This window comes from Serratia sp. CY38905 (assembly GCF_052168875.1).
In the GTDB taxonomy this organism is placed as follows: Bacteria; Pseudomonadota; Gammaproteobacteria; order Enterobacterales; family Enterobacteriaceae; genus Serratia; species Serratia sarumanii.
Window position 1 is genome coordinate 244111 of sequence record NZ_JBJNLV010000002.1, and the last position, 14409, is coordinate 258519.

Sequence of the window (14409 nt, forward strand, 5' to 3'; positions counted from 1 at the left end):
TGTATTGTTACCGTTGTGGCGGTTGGCCGCGGCGGTTATCCCCCCGACGCCTGTGAAGGCGACATTAGAGGTTGCTCAATGAGCGAAAAGTTACAGAAAGTTTTAGCGCGCGCCGGGCATGGCTCGCGTCGTGAAATCGAAACCATGATTGAAGCCGGGCGCGTCAGCGTCGACGGCAAGGTCGCCAAGCTGGGCGATCGCGTTGAAGTGACGCCGGCGATGAAAATTCGCCTGGACGGTCATGTCCTGTCGATCAAAGAGTCTGAAGACGTGGTCTGCCGAGTGCTGGCCTACTACAAACCGGAAGGCGAGCTGTGTACCCGCAGCGATCCTGAAGGCCGCCCGACGGTGTTCGATCGTTTGCCTAAGCTGCGCGGTTCGCGCTGGGTGGCGGTAGGGCGCCTGGACGTCAACACCTCCGGTCTGCTGCTGTTCACCACCGATGGCGAGCTGGCCAACCGTCTGATGCACCCGAGCCGTGAAGTGGAGCGCGAGTACGCGGTACGCGTGTTCGGCCAGGTCGACGATGCGAAAGTGAAGCAGCTGAGCAAGGGCGTGCAGCTGGAGGACGGCCCGGCCGCCTTCCGCACCATCAGCTTCCAGGGCGGTGAAGGCCTCAACCAGTGGTACAACGTGACCCTGACCGAAGGCCGCAACCGTGAAGTGCGTCGCCTGTGGGAAGCGGTGGGCGTGCAGGTGAGCCGCCTGATCCGCGTGCGCTATGGCGACATCGATCTGCCGAAAGGCCTGCCGCGCGGCGGCTGGGCAGAGCTGGATCTGCCGGCGATCAACTACCTGCGCGAGCTGGTGGAATTGAAGCCGGAAACGGTCAGCAAGATGCCGGTGGAGCGTGAGCGCCGCCGCGTGAAGGCCAACCAGATCCGCCGCGCGGTCAAGCGCCATTCGCAGGTGGCCGGCAGCGGCCGCCGCAGTGCGCCAGGCAGCAAGCCGGGTAAACCGGGCAAGCCGAGCAAACGCGGCTAATCTCTCATTCTGGCCCCGTTCGGGGCCAGAACTTTTGTTACCAATCGATCCCCTGTTGCGCCTTCACGCCCGCATCAAACGCGTGCTTCACCGGCCGCATCTCCGTGACCGTATCCGCCAGTTCCAGCAGATCGCGATGGCAACCGCGCCCGGTCAGGATCACCGTTTGGTGCGCAGGGCGCTCCAGTAACGCGGCCTTCAGCTCTTCCAGTTCCAGATAGCCGTAGGTCAGCATGTAGGTCACTTCGTCCAGCAGCACCAGATCCAGGCTGCTGTCGGTCAGCATGCGTTTGCCGTGTTGCCACACCGCCTGGCAGGCGGCGGTATCGCCGGCTTTGTTCTGCGTCTCCCAGGTGAAGCCGGTGGCCATCACCTGAAATTCAACGCCGTGTTGCTGCAGCAGATTCTTTTCGCCATTGGGCCATTCGCCCTTGATGAACTGGATCACCCCGGCGCGCATGCCGTGGCCGACCGCCCGGGTGACGGTGCCGAAGGCGGCGGTGGTCTTACCCTTGCCGTTGCCGGTAAACACCAGCAGCAGGCCACGCGTGTCCTGCGCCGCGGCGATGCGCGCATCGACCTGTTCTTTCAGGCGCTGCTGGCGCTGCTGATGACGATCTTCCGCCATGAAAACGCTCCTTATTCGGCCGCGCCGGGTTTACGGTTCGGCTGGGCGTCGAAGCTCATGCCGGTTTTGCGGCGGCTGTCTTCGCCCATCAGATACAGATACAGCGGCATGATATCGGCCGGGGTTTTCAGCTTGTTCTTGTCTTCGTGTGGGAAGGCAGATGCGCGCATTTTGGTGCGGGTGCCGCCCGGATTGATGCAGTTCACCCGCAGATTGCGGTTTTTATACTCGTCGGCCAACACCTGCATCATGCCCTCGGTGGCGAACTTCGACACCGCATAGGCGCCCCAGTCTGCGCGGCCGGTGCGCCCGACGCTGGAACTGGTGAACACCAGCGAACCCGCGTGGGATTTCAGCAGCAGCGGCAGCAGCGCCTGAGTCAGCATAAAGGTGGCGTTGACGTTAACCTGCATCACCTCTTGCCACATGGTCATCGACAGGTCGGCCATCGGCGCGATGTCGCCGAGCAGGCCGGCGTTGTGCAGCACGCCGTCAAGGCGGGGGATCTGGCGCGCCAGATCGTCGGCTATCTGCCGGCATTGCTTCGGCGTGGCGTGCAGCAAGTCCAGCGTCACCACCAACGCCGGGGCGCTGCCCTGGGCCGCGATCTCTTGTTGCACCGCCAGCAGCTTGCTTTCGGTACGCCCCAGCAGCACCAGCCGGGCACCGAAGCGCGCGTAGGTCAGCGCCGCTTCGCGGCCGATGCCGTCGCCGGCGCCGGTGACCAGAATGATACGTTGTTCGAGCAGATCTTGTTTGGGTTGGTAATGCACGATAAATCCTCGCCTGGGTGGCCGTTCTCCCGCAGATATCGGGGAGCAAGAGTGAAACGCGCGGCCGGGGCGGGAGCGAAGGCTCGACCGTCTGCGGGCCGCGCAGCGAATGCGTCTCATCATATTGATGAATAATGGGTGTTATATGCCTTAATCCGCCGGCATTTTCAATGCGTAGCAGGCTGAAATGGCATTCTTTTGTAACAAAAGCGCGGCGGCGACGGCTTGGTTCGGCCGCAAATCGTCCCCATAGTGATGCTCCGTGCGCAATGAATTTTCATTTAGCCGCGACAGCAGCCGCTGCGGTTGGCTAAAATGGGAAGAATCATACTAACAACCTGTAAATAAAGGCGGAATCTGTGGAATTTATATCTGTTTATGGCCTGTTTCTGGCCAAGGTTGCCACGGTGGTGCTCGCCATCGCCGCGTTGGCCATCCTGGCTGTCAGTTTGGGGCAACGCAAGAGCCGCCAGAAAGGGGAGCTGCAGCTGACCGATCTCGGTGAACAGTATCGCGAGATGCAGCGTGACATGCGCCTGGCGCGCATGGATGCCGCCGAGCAAAAGGTTTGGCTGAAACAGTTCAAGAAACAGACTAAGGCCGACGATAAGCTGAAAAAGCAGCGCGCCAAGTCCGGCGCGGTCGAGGTGGCCAAGCCGTGCCTGTATGTGCTGGATTTCAAGGGCAGCATGGACGCGCACGAGGTGACCTCGCTGCGCGAAGAGATCTCGGCGGTGTTGGCGGTGGCGTCGGCGCAGGATGAAGTCCTGCTGCGGCTGGAAAGCCCTGGCGGAGTGGTGCACGGCTACGGCTTGGCGGCCTCGCAGCTGGAGCGCCTGCGTAAAGGCGGCATTCGCCTGACGGTGGCGGTGGATAAAGTGGCGGCCAGCGGCGGCTACATGATGGCCTGCGTCGCGGATCGCATCGTGGCGGCGCCGTTCGCCATCATCGGCTCGATCGGCGTGGTGGCGCAGATCCCGAACTTCCACCGCCTGCTGAAGAAGAACGACATCGACGTGGAGTTGCACACCGCCGGGCAGTTCAAGCGCACGCTGACGCTGTTCGGTGAAAACACCGAACAGGGGCGCGAGAAGTTCCGCGAAGATCTGAACGAAACCCACGAGCTGTTCAAACGCTTCGTGCATGAGCAGCGCCCGTCGCTCGACATCGACAGCGTCGCCACCGGTGAGCACTGGTTCGGTTCACAGGCGAAAGAGAAGGGCCTGATTGACGCTATCGGCACCAGCGATGACTTGCTGATCGCCGAGCTGGATAACCACGAAGTGATCGCCGTGCGCTATTCGCGCCGCAAACGCCTGATGGATCGCTTTACCGGCAGCGCGGCGGAAAGCGTCGATCGCTTGCTGTTGCGCTGGTGGCAGCGTGGGGAAAAGCCGCTGCTGTAACGGCGGCGAGAGCGTGAATCAGCGGGGGCCGGGCGCCCCCGTTTTCTTTTCTCAATCGACCAGGTGGTATTTTTCCGAAAGCAGATGGGCCAAATGTTTAAACATATTAAATACCGCGGTGGTTTTGGCGGTGGGCAATCCGTCGGCATCCAAAAAGTATTCGCCGCGGAAAACTAAAACGCCGTTTTTTTGTTCAACGTCGGTGGCGATCATGCCGTGCAGATAATCTTCGTGTTGGCGGATGATGTTATTTGCTTCCGCCAGCAGGGCCTCGCGGCCGATAGGGGCAGTATTTGTGCGCATTTATTAGACTCCAAACTAAAAACTCTGCGCATATTCTAACGCCGGTTCGCTTTTATCCGCAAACCGACTAAGGTTTATTTGCCGTCTGGATGGCCATGCGCGGCCGCCGGTTGGCGAAATCGGTCTTTCCGTGCTAATTAGGTTGCGTGACGCTTTTTATCAGGTACAGTGTGGGATTTTGCGGCGTCGGGTGGAAGGTTTTGTTTACGCCATGAATAAAACTCACACAGCCATACTTCTGGGGCATGGGTGAATAGCAGGCAGGATCAACAACTTGCGTTCAGGTTGAGCGGTTGGGCAACCAAAAGGAAAAAATCTGTTGATCTCTTGCCAGACTGCCGCAATATAAAAAAAGAGACACGAATTGCCGCGGCACGGCGAGATAAAAGACTTCTTTTTAGAAGAAATAAATTAGGTAAAGGTAAATATGGGTAAAGCTCTCGTAATAGTTGAGTCCCCGGCAAAAGCCAAAACTATTAATAAATATTTAGGAAGTGACTACGTGGTGAAGTCCAGCGTCGGTCATATCCGTGATTTGCCGACCAGTGGCTCAGCCAGCAAAAAGAGCGCTGACTCAACCGAAGACAAAGCCAAGAAAAAAGTTAAAAAAGATGAGAAGGCGGCGCTGGTAAATCGCATGGGCGTCGACCCTTATCACGGCTGGAAAGCGCATTATGAAATCCTGCCGGGTAAAGAAAAAGTGGTCGCCGAGTTAAAATCGCTGGCGGAAAACGCCGACCACATTTATCTCGCAACCGACCTTGACCGCGAAGGGGAAGCCATCGCCTGGCACCTGCGGGAAGTGATCGGTGGGGATGACAAACGCTTTAGCCGCGTGGTGTTTAACGAAATCACCAAAAACGCGATCCAGCAGGCGTTCAAACAGCCGGGCGAGCTGAACATTGACCGCGTCAACGCGCAGCAGGCGCGCCGGTTCATGGACCGCGTGGTGGGCTATATGGTCTCGCCGCTGCTGTGGAAGAAAATCGCCCGCGGCCTGTCCGCCGGCCGCGTGCAGTCGGTGGCGGTGCGCCTGGTGGTTGAGCGCGAGCGCGACATCAAGGCCTTCGTGCCGGAAGAGTACTGGGAGCTGCATGCCGATCTGCTGGCGAAGGGTGAAACCGCGCTGCAGATGGAAGTGACCCACGCGCACGACAAGCCGTTCAAACCGGTCAACCGCGAGCAGACTCACGCCGCGGTCAAGCTGTTGGAAAAAGCACGCTACACGGTGCTCGATCGCGAAGACAAACCGACCAGCAGCAAACCGGGCGCGCCTTTCATTACCTCCACGCTGCAGCAGGCCGCCAGTACCCGCCTGAGCTTCGGCGTGAAAAAAACCATGATGATGGCGCAACGGCTGTATGAAGCCGGCCACATCACCTATATGCGTACCGATTCCACCAACCTGAGCCAGGATGCGCTCAACATGGTGCGTGGCTACATCGGCGATAACTTCGGCGACAAATACCTGCCGAAGGCGCCGAATCAGTACAGCAGCAAAGAGAATTCGCAGGAAGCGCACGAAGCGATCCGTCCTTCGGACGTGAACGTGCTCGCCGAACAGTTGAAAGACATGGAAGCGGACGCGCAGAAGCTGTATCAGCTGATCTGGCGCCAGTTCGTTGCCTGCCAGATGACGCCGGCGCAATACGATTCCACCACGCTGACGGTGAAAGCCGGCGATTATCAGCTGCGCGCCAAGGGCCGTACGCTGCGCTTTGATGGCTGGACCAAGGTCATGCCGGCGCTGCGCAAGGGCGATGAAGATCGCACCCTGCCATACGTCGAAATCGGCAGCGAACTGGATCTGCAGAAACTGATCCCAAGCCAGCACTTCACCAAGCCGCCGGCGCGCTACAGCGAAGCCTCGCTGGTGAAAGAGCTGGAAAAACGCGGCATCGGCCGCCCGTCCACCTACGCCTCCATCATCTCGACCATTCAGGATCGCGGTTATGTGCGGGTGGAAAGCCGCCGCTTCTATGCCGAGAAAATGGGCGAGATCGTCACCGATCGCCTGGAAGAAAACTTCCGCGAGCTGATGAACTATGACTTCACCGCGCGCATGGAAGATGGTCTCGATGAGGTCGCCAACAACCAGGCCGAGTGGAAAGCGGTGCTGGACGAGTTCTTCGTCGACTTCAGCGAACAGCTGGAAACGGCGGAGAAGGATCCGGAAGAAGGCGGCATGCGGCCTAACCAGATGGTGATGACCAGCATCGACTGCCCGACCTGCGGCCGCAAGATGGGCATCCGTACTGCCAGCACCGGCGTGTTCCTCGGCTGTTCCGGCTACGCGCTGCCGCCGAAGGAGCGCTGCAAAACCACCATCAACCTGGTGCCGGAAGCGGAAGTGCTCAACATCCTCGAAGGCGACGAGGCGGAAACCAACGCGCTGCGCGCCCGCCGCCGCTGCAAGAAATGCGGTACGGCGATGGACAGCTATCTGATCGACAACCAGCGCAAGCTGCACGTCTGCGGTAACAACCCGGCGTGCGACGGTTACGAGATCGAAGAGGGCGAGTTCCGTCTGAAAGGCTACGACGGCCCGGTGGTGGAGTGCGACAAGTGCGGCTCGGAAATGCACCTGAAAATGGGGCGTTTCGGCAAGTACATGGGCTGCACCAACGAGAACTGCAAAAACACCCGCAAGATCCTGCGTAACGGCGACGTCGCGCCGCCGAAGGAAGATCCGGTGCCGTTGCCGGAGCTGCCGTGCGAGAAGTCGGACGCCTATTTCGTGCTGCGTGACGGCGCTGCCGGCGTGTTCCTGGCGGCCAACACCTTCCCTAAATCGCGCGAGACCCGCGCGCCGCTGGTGGAAGAGCTGGCTCGCTTCAAGGATCGCCTGCCGGAGAAGCTGCGCTATCTGGCCGATGCGCCGGTGGCGGACGCCGAAGGCAATAAAACGCTGGTGCGTTTCAGCCGCAAAACCAAACAGCAGTACGTCTCTTCTGAAAAAGACGGCAAGGCGACCGGTTGGTCCGCGTTCTACGTGGACGGCAAGTGGGTCGAAGGCAAGAAGTAAGGCCAATGTCCCGCCCGCAAGATGAAAAACCAGCCCTGGCGGCTGGTTTTTTATTGGTGAAAAGGGGGAAACGGATCTATCCTTTGCTGTTTTTACCCCTCCGTCACCGCCGTTTCACGTTGATACCAATGCAAAATAATCGTTATCATAGTGTGACGCGGATCTATACTTGAAGCTGCAACGTGGTATAGTGGTTATATAAAAAGTTTTTTTATTATTAAAGCTTATTAACAACGGCGTTTTCTTCACCATCAGGGTAAAACACGGTGTTTATGGCTTGTGAGTTTCAGCATACCGGGGCGACACCGATATACCTGGCTGCGGGTAAGCCGCAGTGTTTAACCTAGGATGGTATAAGATATGAAATTGCAGCAGCTTCGTTACATTGTGGAAGTGGTTAACCACAACCTGAATGTCTCCTCGACGGCAGAAGGGCTCTATACCTCGCAACCCGGCATCAGTAAGCAGGTGCGCATGCTCGAAGATGAGCTGGGCATCCAGATCTTCGCCCGCAGCGGCAAACACCTGACCCAGGTCACCCCGGCCGGCCAGGAAATCATTCGCATCGCGCGTGAAGTGCTGTCCAAGGTGGATGCCATCAAAGCCGTTGCCGGTGAACATACTTACCCGGACAAAGGCTCGCTGTACGTCGCCACCACGCATACCCAGGCTCGCTACGCCTTGCCCAACGTCATCAAGGGCTTTATCGAGCGTTACCCGCGCGTCTCGCTGCACATGCACCAGGGCTCGCCGACGCAGATCGCCGAAGCGGTCTCCAAAGGCACCGCCGATTTCGCCATCGCCACCGAAGCGCTGCACCTGTACGACGATCTCATCATGCTGCCGTGCTACCACTGGAACCGCGCGGTGGTGGTGAAGCCCGATCATCCTTTGGCGGGCAAAAGCAGCATCAGCATTGAAGAGCTGGCGGCTTACCCGATCGTCACTTACACCTTCGGCTTTACCGGCCGCTCGGAGCTGGATACCGCTTTCAACCGCGCCGGCCTGACGCCGCGCATCGTCTTTACCGCCACCGACGCCGACGTGATCAAAACCTATGTGCGTCTGGGATTGGGGGTGGGGGTGATCGCCAGCATGGCGGTGGATCCGGTGCAGGATCCGGATCTGGTGACGGTGGATGCAAGCGATATCTTCACCTACAGCACCACTAAAATCGGCTTCCGCCGCAGCACCTTCCTGCGCAGCTACATGTACGACTTCATTCAGCGCTTCGCGCCGCACCTGACGCGTGACGTGGTCGACAGCGCGGTGGCGCTGCGTTCCAACGAAGAGATCGAGGCGATGTTCAAGGACATCAAGCTGCCGATTAAGTAATCGTTGACGATATCAAATCAAACCCGGAGAGGCGCCTGCCAAACCGGGTTTTTTTAGCCCGGAAATCCGCACCTTGCTTGTTGATCATCCTGAAAAGTCGCCGTCCTCCAGGAACACTCTCTATCAGGTATCTGACTTTCATATCCTTCGGGATGCGCTGCTAAGGCGTAGCTAACCCCCGCTAAAACCGCGAGGTCTTCCTCGCCAAAGCGCCGCCTCGTTGCAGCGTTTTCGTTGGCGCACCGCCTAACCCCTTGGCGGCGTTCGGACTTCCTTTGCGCTGATTGTTCCCGCCTATCGTTGTGATCAAATCGTGTTGTTATCAAAACGTTAACTTATCTTTGTGGTATCTTTAAACAAGACCTCAGTGATTACCCTGTTTTATCACAATAAGAAATGGAGGAGCTATGTCGTCCGATCTTCGTGAAACAAGTATGGATAAGCTGGTTGCGCTGAATAGCGAATATTACTATTACAGTCTGCCGCTGGCGGCGAAGCAGCTGGGTGATATCGACCGGTTGCCGAAATCAATGAAAGTGCTGTTGGAGAACCTGCTGCGCCATGTGGATGGCGATACCGTGCAGGTTGACGACCTCAAGGCCATCGTCGCCTGGCTGCAAACCGGCCATGCCGACCGTGAGATAGCCTACCGCCCGGCGCGCGTGCTGATGCAGGATTTTACCGGCGTTCCGGCGGTGGTGGATCTGGCCGCGATGCGCGAAGCGGTGCGGCGGTTGGGGGGCAACGTCGATCAGGTGAACCCGCTGTCGCCGGTGGATCTGGTGATTGACCACTCGGTCACCGTCGATGAATTTGGCGATGACAACGCCTTTGAAGACAACGTGCGTATCGAAATGCAGCGCAACCACGAGCGCTACACCTTCCTGCGCTGGGGGCAGAAAGCCTTCAACCGCTTCCGCGTGGTGCCGCCGGGCACCGGCATCTGTCACCAGGTCAACCTTGAATACCTTGGCCAAACGGTCTGGCACAGCGACGAAAGCGGCCGCCGCGTGGCTTATCCCGATACGCTGGTGGGCACCGACTCCCACACCACCATGATCAACGGCCTCGGCATCCTCGGCTGGGGCGTCGGCGGCATCGAAGCGGAAGCGGCGATGCTGGGCCAGCCGGTGTCGATGCTGATCCCCGACGTGGTCGGCTTCAAGCTGACCGGCAAGCTCCGCGAGGGCATTACCGCCACTGACCTGGTGCTGACCGTCACCCAAATGCTGCGCAAGCACGGCGTTGTCGGCAAGTTCGTCGAGTTTTACGGCGATGGCCTGGCCGATCTGCCGCTGGCGGACCGGGCAACCATCGCCAACATGTCGCCGGAATTTGGCGCCACCTGTGGCTTCTTCCCGGTGGATGACGTTACGCTCGGCTACATGAAGCTCAGCGGCCGCAGCGCAGAACAAATCGCGCTGGTGGAAGCTTACGCCAAGGCGCAGGGCATGTGGCGCAACCCCGGTGATGAACCGGTCTTCACCAGCTCGCTGGCGCTGGACATGTCGACGGTGGAAGCCAGCCTCGCCGGGCCGAAACGCCCGCAGGATCGCGTTGCGCTGCCAAATGTGCCGCAGGCGTTCAAGGCCGCCACCGAGCTGGATATCGGCGGTCAAAAGGCCAAAGCCGACAGCAAAACCTTTACGCTGGACGGGCAGCAGCACGAACTGCGCGACGGCGCGGTGGTGATCGCGGCGATCACCTCCTGCACCAACACCTCCAACCCGAGCGTGATGATGGCGGCCGGCCTGCTGGCGAAAAATGCCGTCAAGAAAGGGCTGCGCAGCAAGCCCTGGGTAAAAACCTCGCTGGCGCCGGGTTCCAAAGTGGTGACCGACTACTTCGATAGCGCCAAACTTACCGCCTATCTGGAAGAGCTGGGGTTCAATCTGGTGGGCTATGGCTGTACCACCTGCATCGGTAACTCCGGCCCGCTGCCGGATCCGATCGAGCAGGCGATAAAAGAGGGCGATCTGACCGTGGGCGCGGTGCTGTCGGGCAACCGCAACTTCGAAGGGCGCATCCACCCGCTGGTGAAAACCAACTGGCTGGCCTCGCCGCCGCTGGTGGTGGCTTATGCGCTGGCGGGCAGCATGAAGATTGACCTGACCAAAGAGCCGCTGGGCGAGGGCAACGACGGTCAACCGGTCTATTTGAAGGACATCTGGCCGAGCAGCCAGGACATCGCTCAGGCGGTGGAAGAAGTGCGCACCGAGATGTTCCACAAGGAATATGGCGAAGTGTTCGACGGCGACGCTAACTGGCAGGCGATCCAGGTGACCGGCTCGGCGACCTATCAGTGGCAGGAGGATTCTACTTATATCCGCCATCCGCCGTTCTTCAGCACCATGAAGGTGACGCCGGATCCGGTGCAGGACATCAAAGACGCGCGCATTCTGGCGATTCTGGCCGACTCGGTGACCACCGACCACATCTCGCCGGCGGGTAACATCAAGCGCGACAGCCCGGCGGGGCGTTACCTGAGCGAGCACGGCGTGGCGCCGCAGGATTTCAACTCTTACGGCTCGCGCCGCGGCAACCACGAAGTGATGATGCGCGGCACCTTCGCCAATATCCGCATTCGCAACGAAATGGTGCCGGGCGTGGAAGGGGGTTATACCCGCCATATCCCGTCGCAGAAGCAGCTGTCTATCTACGACGCCGCCATGCAGTATCAGCAGGAAAAGGTGCCGCTGGCGGTGATCGCCGGTAAAGAATACGGTTCCGGATCCAGCCGCGACTGGGCGGCGAAGGGGCCGCGCCTGCTGGGCGTGCGGGTGGTGATCGCTGAATCCTTCGAGCGCATTCACCGCTCCAACCTGATCGGCATGGGGATTTTGCCGCTGGAGTTCCCGCAAGGGGTGACGCGCAAAACCCTGGGGTTGACCGGGGATGAGCAGATCAGCGTCGGCGGCCTGCAGCAGCTGCAGCCGGGCCAGACGGTGCCGGTGCACATCACCTATGCCGACGGGCGCAAGGAAGTGATCGACACCCGTTGCCGCATCGATACCGGCAATGAGCTGACCTACTACGAAAACGACGGCATCCTGCATTATGTGATCAGGAAAATGCTGTAATTAAGCAATAAAAAGGGCGCCGCAAGGCGCCCTGATTGTTTCCGCCGCGGCGGCGATCACTTCTGGTCGAGCAAATGGCCCATTTTGGCGGCCTTGGTCGCCAGATAGTGTTCGTTCTTCGGGTTACGGCCGACGATCAGCGGCACGCGCTCGCTGATGTTGATGCCGGCTTCGGTCAGGATCTCGACCTTTTTCGGGTTGTTGGTCAGCAAACGCACCGCGTCGACGCCCAGCAGTTTGAACATGTCGGCGCACAGGGTAAAGTCGCGCTCGTCGGCGGCGAAGCCGAGCTGGTGGTTGGCTTCCACGGTGTCTGCGCCCTTATCCTGCAGGGCATAGGCGCGGATCTTGTTCAACAGGCCGATATTGCGGCCCTCCTGGCGATGATAAAGCAGAATGCCGCGGCCTTCTTCGGCGATTTGCTCCAGCGCGGCTTCCAGCTGAAAACCGCAGTCGCAGCGCAGGCTGAACAGGGCATCGCCGGTAAGACATTCGGAATGCACGCGCGCGAGCACCGGCGCTTCGCCGGAAATATCACCGAATACCAGCGCCAGATGGTCATGCCCGGTCGCCAGTTCTTCGAATCCTACCATCAGGAAATCGCCCCAAGGTGTCGGCAGTTTAGCCTCTGCCACCCGTTTAAGCTGCATGTCACTCTCCACAAAAACCTACGATTCAATCATTGTCGCGCATCCTAAGTCCGGTTCGGTAAATTGACCAAGACTAAAACGTGCTGCGCCGATCTCTATTTCGTTAATTATCGGCTATTTTGCCACAACTTCTTGCCAGGCGGTGCTCAGCAAACCAGCAGATGGCGTTTTCCGGCTACCTATTATTGCGATAGGTTGCCTATCTGTTTAATTTTTCGCGTGTTATCAAGATTACACTCTTGTTACACTGCAGTCTGATTCACGCAGAGGAAAACGGGAATGTATGAGATAGCAAAACGCACGGCGGGCGGCGCGCTGCTGCTGCTGTTGATGCCGCTGGCGGTCTGGGTATCCGGCTGGCACTGGCAGCCCGGCGGCAATGATCGGGTGCTGAAAGCGCTGTACTGGGTGACCGAAACCGTGACCTCGCCGTGGGGCATTTTGACCAGCGCTATCCTTTGCGGTTGGTTTTTGTGGTGTCTGCGCTTTCGGCTCAAGGCGGCCATCGGTCTGGCGATCCTGCTTTCCGCCGCGTTGGTGATTGGGCAGGGGATCAAGTCGCTGATCAAGGATCGGGTGCAAGAACCGCGGCCGTTTGTGGTATGGCTGGAGCAAAACCACGGCGTGGACGGCAAATACTTCTATTCGCTGCATCGCAAAGAGCGCAGCGCGCTGGTGCGCGAGCAATTGCAGGATCAGACCCTGGTGCCGAACTGGCTGCGCAAGCACTGGCAGTTTGAAACCGGCTTCGCTTTCCCGTCGGGGCATACGATGTTCGCCGCCACCTGGGCGCTGTTGGGCGTAGGGCTGCTGTGGCCGCGCCGCCATTATAAAACAGTCGCGCTGCTGATGGTGTGGGCAACGGGGGTGATGGGCAGCCGTTTGCTGCTGGGCATGCACTGGCCACGCGATCTGGCGATGGCCACGCTGATCAGTTGGCTGTTGGTGGTGGTCACCTGCTGGCTGGCGCAGCGCTGGTTTGGCCCGCTGACGCCGCCGCCGCAAGAGCAGCAGGAAATCGCGGCGCGCAAGCCGGAATAAGCATTCTTCTCGCAGGCGCCCGTCAGGCGCCTGCCACCAACACCTTTACTCCCACCTTCTCAAAGGCCTGTATGGCGGTATTGCTGATACCGTCGTCGGTGATCAAATAGTCGATATGCTGCCAGTCACAGGGCAATGCGAACATCGACACCTTATCGATTTTGCTGGAGTCGGCAACCACATACACCGTGTTGGCTGCGTTGATCATCGCCGTTTTCAGTTTGATGTCGGTCTCGCTTGGGAAACTGAGGCCGTGGCGGGGTGAGATGCAGGCCGTTGCGAGGAACAGTTTCTGGGCCAGAACGTTCTCGAAGAAGCCGGCGGCTTTGTCGCCGGAAGTGGAAAGCGTCGGAAATTTGAACGAGCCGCCGGTCAGCAAAATGTTCACGCCCGGTTCGCCGCCCAGCTGCAGCGCGATATTGACGCCGGTGGTGATAACGGACAGTTTCTTGATGTGGCTCAGGTGATTGGCGATAGCCGTGGTGGTGGTGCCCGAATCAAGAATGATGGTGTCGCCCGGTTCGATAAAACCGGCGGCGAGCTTGCCGATGCGATCCTTGGCGGTCAGGTTGACCTGGCGTTCCAACAGCATGGCATGGGTGTTTTGCTTGCCATCGACCAGGGTTGCGCCGCCGTGGAAACGCTGCACATAACCTTGTTGCTGCAGGACCCGCAGGTCGGTGCGAATGGTCGCTTCGGTCAGCTTGAAGGTATCGGTCAGCATTTTGACCGTCGCCGAGCCGTCTTCGCGGATCATGTCGAGGATCTTTTCGCGCCGTTGCTGCATTTCCGCCAGCTGTTCGCTTTTGCTTTTCAATCGAAAGACTCCTACACCTGTCAGTTCCCGCCGGGCGGTTTGCCACGGCAACTCCTTATTGATGCGCTGAATTTTAGCTCGCGATTATTGATAAAGCTATGGATAAACCCGGTCAATCCCTATTGATTTTTATTCGAAAGCCTATGGTGTCAGCGAAAGTCACCGGGTAAAACGAATTTTAAGTTATTTGAATGCTTGCATTTCATTGTTATTAATTGCTTTTTGTGAATTGTGATTCCGCCTGTTGCGTGCTTTTGCTTGAAATTTGATCTTGCCCACATTAATTATCGTTTTTGCTGCATATGATTTCCATTCGAAAATCAATGGCGGGTTAGCGGATCGTTTTAGAGGCGATAACGATAATCAA

At 58.8% G+C, this 14409-nt stretch carries 11 protein-coding genes; 6 read left to right on the top strand and 5 right to left on the bottom strand.

From position 1 onward, the window contains the following. Nucleotides 1-78 precede the first annotated feature (78 nt). Complete coding sequence (gene rluB / locus ACJ8MK_RS07945) at nucleotides 79-984, top strand: 23S rRNA pseudouridine(2605) synthase RluB (protein ID WP_033647574.1); 906 nt, start codon at nucleotides 79-81, stop codon at nucleotides 982-984. A 37-nt stretch (nucleotides 985-1021) separates the two neighbouring features. Here rluB and cobO read toward each other — a convergent pair whose 3' ends face one another. Beyond that, a complete protein-coding gene (cobO, locus tag ACJ8MK_RS07950) occupies nucleotides 1022-1612 on the bottom strand; it encodes a cob(I)yrinic acid a,c-diamide adenosyltransferase (RefSeq protein ID WP_060421319.1) in 591 nt (196 codons plus the stop codon). 11 nt (nucleotides 1613-1623) lie between these two features. Continuing rightward, the gene (locus ACJ8MK_RS07955; protein WP_442517636.1) at nucleotides 1624-2385 is read right to left on the bottom strand and encodes a YciK family oxidoreductase; all 762 of its coding nucleotides are present in this window, start codon (nucleotides 2383-2385) and stop codon (nucleotides 1624-1626) included. Between the two features lie 359 nt (nucleotides 2386-2744). Between ACJ8MK_RS07955 and sohB the strand changes: the two genes are divergently transcribed. Further along, nucleotides 2745-3791, top strand: coding sequence for a protease SohB (gene sohB / locus ACJ8MK_RS07960; protein WP_033634750.1), 1047 nt, complete (start codon nucleotides 2745-2747; stop codon nucleotides 3789-3791). 51 nt (nucleotides 3792-3842) lie between these two features. Here the strand turns inward: sohB and ACJ8MK_RS07965 are convergent, their stop codons facing one another. Beyond that, the gene (locus ACJ8MK_RS07965; protein ID WP_033634749.1) at nucleotides 3843-4094 is read right to left on the bottom strand and encodes a YciN family protein; all 252 of its coding nucleotides are present in this window, start codon (nucleotides 4092-4094) and stop codon (nucleotides 3843-3845) included. 427 nt (nucleotides 4095-4521) lie between these two features. Between ACJ8MK_RS07965 and topA the strand changes: the two genes are divergently transcribed. The 3 genes from topA to acnA all read left to right on the top strand — a co-directional run bounded on the left by topA (nucleotide 4522) and on the right by acnA (nucleotide 11534). Beyond that, complete coding sequence (gene topA, locus ACJ8MK_RS07970) at nucleotides 4522-7119, top strand: type I DNA topoisomerase (RefSeq protein ID WP_033647571.1); 2598 nt, start codon at nucleotides 4522-4524, stop codon at nucleotides 7117-7119. Nucleotides 7120-7479: 360 nt separating this feature from the next. After that, complete coding sequence (gene cysB, locus ACJ8MK_RS07975; protein ID WP_033634747.1) at nucleotides 7480-8454, top strand: HTH-type transcriptional regulator CysB; 975 nt, start codon at nucleotides 7480-7482, stop codon at nucleotides 8452-8454. A 407-nt stretch (nucleotides 8455-8861) separates the two neighbouring features. Further along, nucleotides 8862-11534: an aconitate hydratase AcnA gene (gene acnA / locus ACJ8MK_RS07980; protein ID WP_103798479.1), complete on the top strand. Its 2673-nt coding sequence runs from the start codon at nucleotides 8862-8864 to the stop codon at nucleotides 11532-11534. A 56-nt stretch (nucleotides 11535-11590) separates the two neighbouring features. Here acnA and ribA read toward each other — a convergent pair whose 3' ends face one another. Beyond that, a complete protein-coding gene (gene ribA, locus ACJ8MK_RS07985) occupies nucleotides 11591-12184 on the bottom strand; it encodes a GTP cyclohydrolase II (RefSeq protein ID WP_019452695.1) in 594 nt (197 codons plus the stop codon). 279 nt (nucleotides 12185-12463) lie between these two features. Here ribA and pgpB point away from each other — a divergent pair, with 279 nt between their 5' ends. Next, nucleotides 12464-13225 (top strand): phosphatidylglycerophosphatase B, encoded by a 762-nt coding sequence (gene pgpB / locus ACJ8MK_RS07990; RefSeq protein ID WP_049195440.1) that lies wholly within the window; start codon nucleotides 12464-12466, stop codon nucleotides 13223-13225. 22 nt (nucleotides 13226-13247) lie between these two features. On the opposite strand, the gene ACJ8MK_RS07995 is transcribed toward pgpB, so the two are convergent. Continuing rightward, on the bottom strand, nucleotides 13248-14042 hold the full coding sequence (locus tag ACJ8MK_RS07995; RefSeq protein WP_033647568.1) for a DeoR/GlpR family DNA-binding transcription regulator: 795 nt from the start codon (nucleotides 14040-14042) through the stop codon (nucleotides 13248-13250). Between the last annotated feature and the right edge of the window lie 367 nt (nucleotides 14043-14409).

What these genes read in the sequence shown, in the direction of transcription:
- ribA (WP_019452695.1), bottom strand. Translation starts at nt 12,184, where the DNA reads ATGCAGCTTAAACGGGTGGCAGAGGCTAAACTGCCGACACCTTGGGGC.
- ACJ8MK_RS07965 (WP_033634749.1), bottom strand. Translation starts at nt 4,094, where the DNA reads ATGCGCACAAATACTGCCCCTATCGGCCGCGAGGCCCTGCTGGCGGAA.
- acnA (WP_103798479.1), top strand. Translation starts at nt 8,862, where the DNA reads ATGTCGTCCGATCTTCGTGAAACAAGTATGGATAAGCTGGTTGCGCTG.
- pgpB (WP_049195440.1), top strand. Translation starts at nt 12,464, where the DNA reads ATGTATGAGATAGCAAAACGCACGGCGGGCGGCGCGCTGCTGCTGCTG.
- rluB (WP_033647574.1), top strand. Translation starts at nt 79, where the DNA reads ATGAGCGAAAAGTTACAGAAAGTTTTAGCGCGCGCCGGGCATGGCTCG.
- topA (WP_033647571.1), top strand. Translation starts at nt 4,522, where the DNA reads ATGGGTAAAGCTCTCGTAATAGTTGAGTCCCCGGCAAAAGCCAAAACT.
- cobO (WP_060421319.1), bottom strand. Translation starts at nt 1,612, where the DNA reads ATGGCGGAAGATCGTCATCAGCAGCGCCAGCAGCGCCTGAAAGAACAG.
- cysB (WP_033634747.1), top strand. Translation starts at nt 7,480, where the DNA reads ATGAAATTGCAGCAGCTTCGTTACATTGTGGAAGTGGTTAACCACAAC.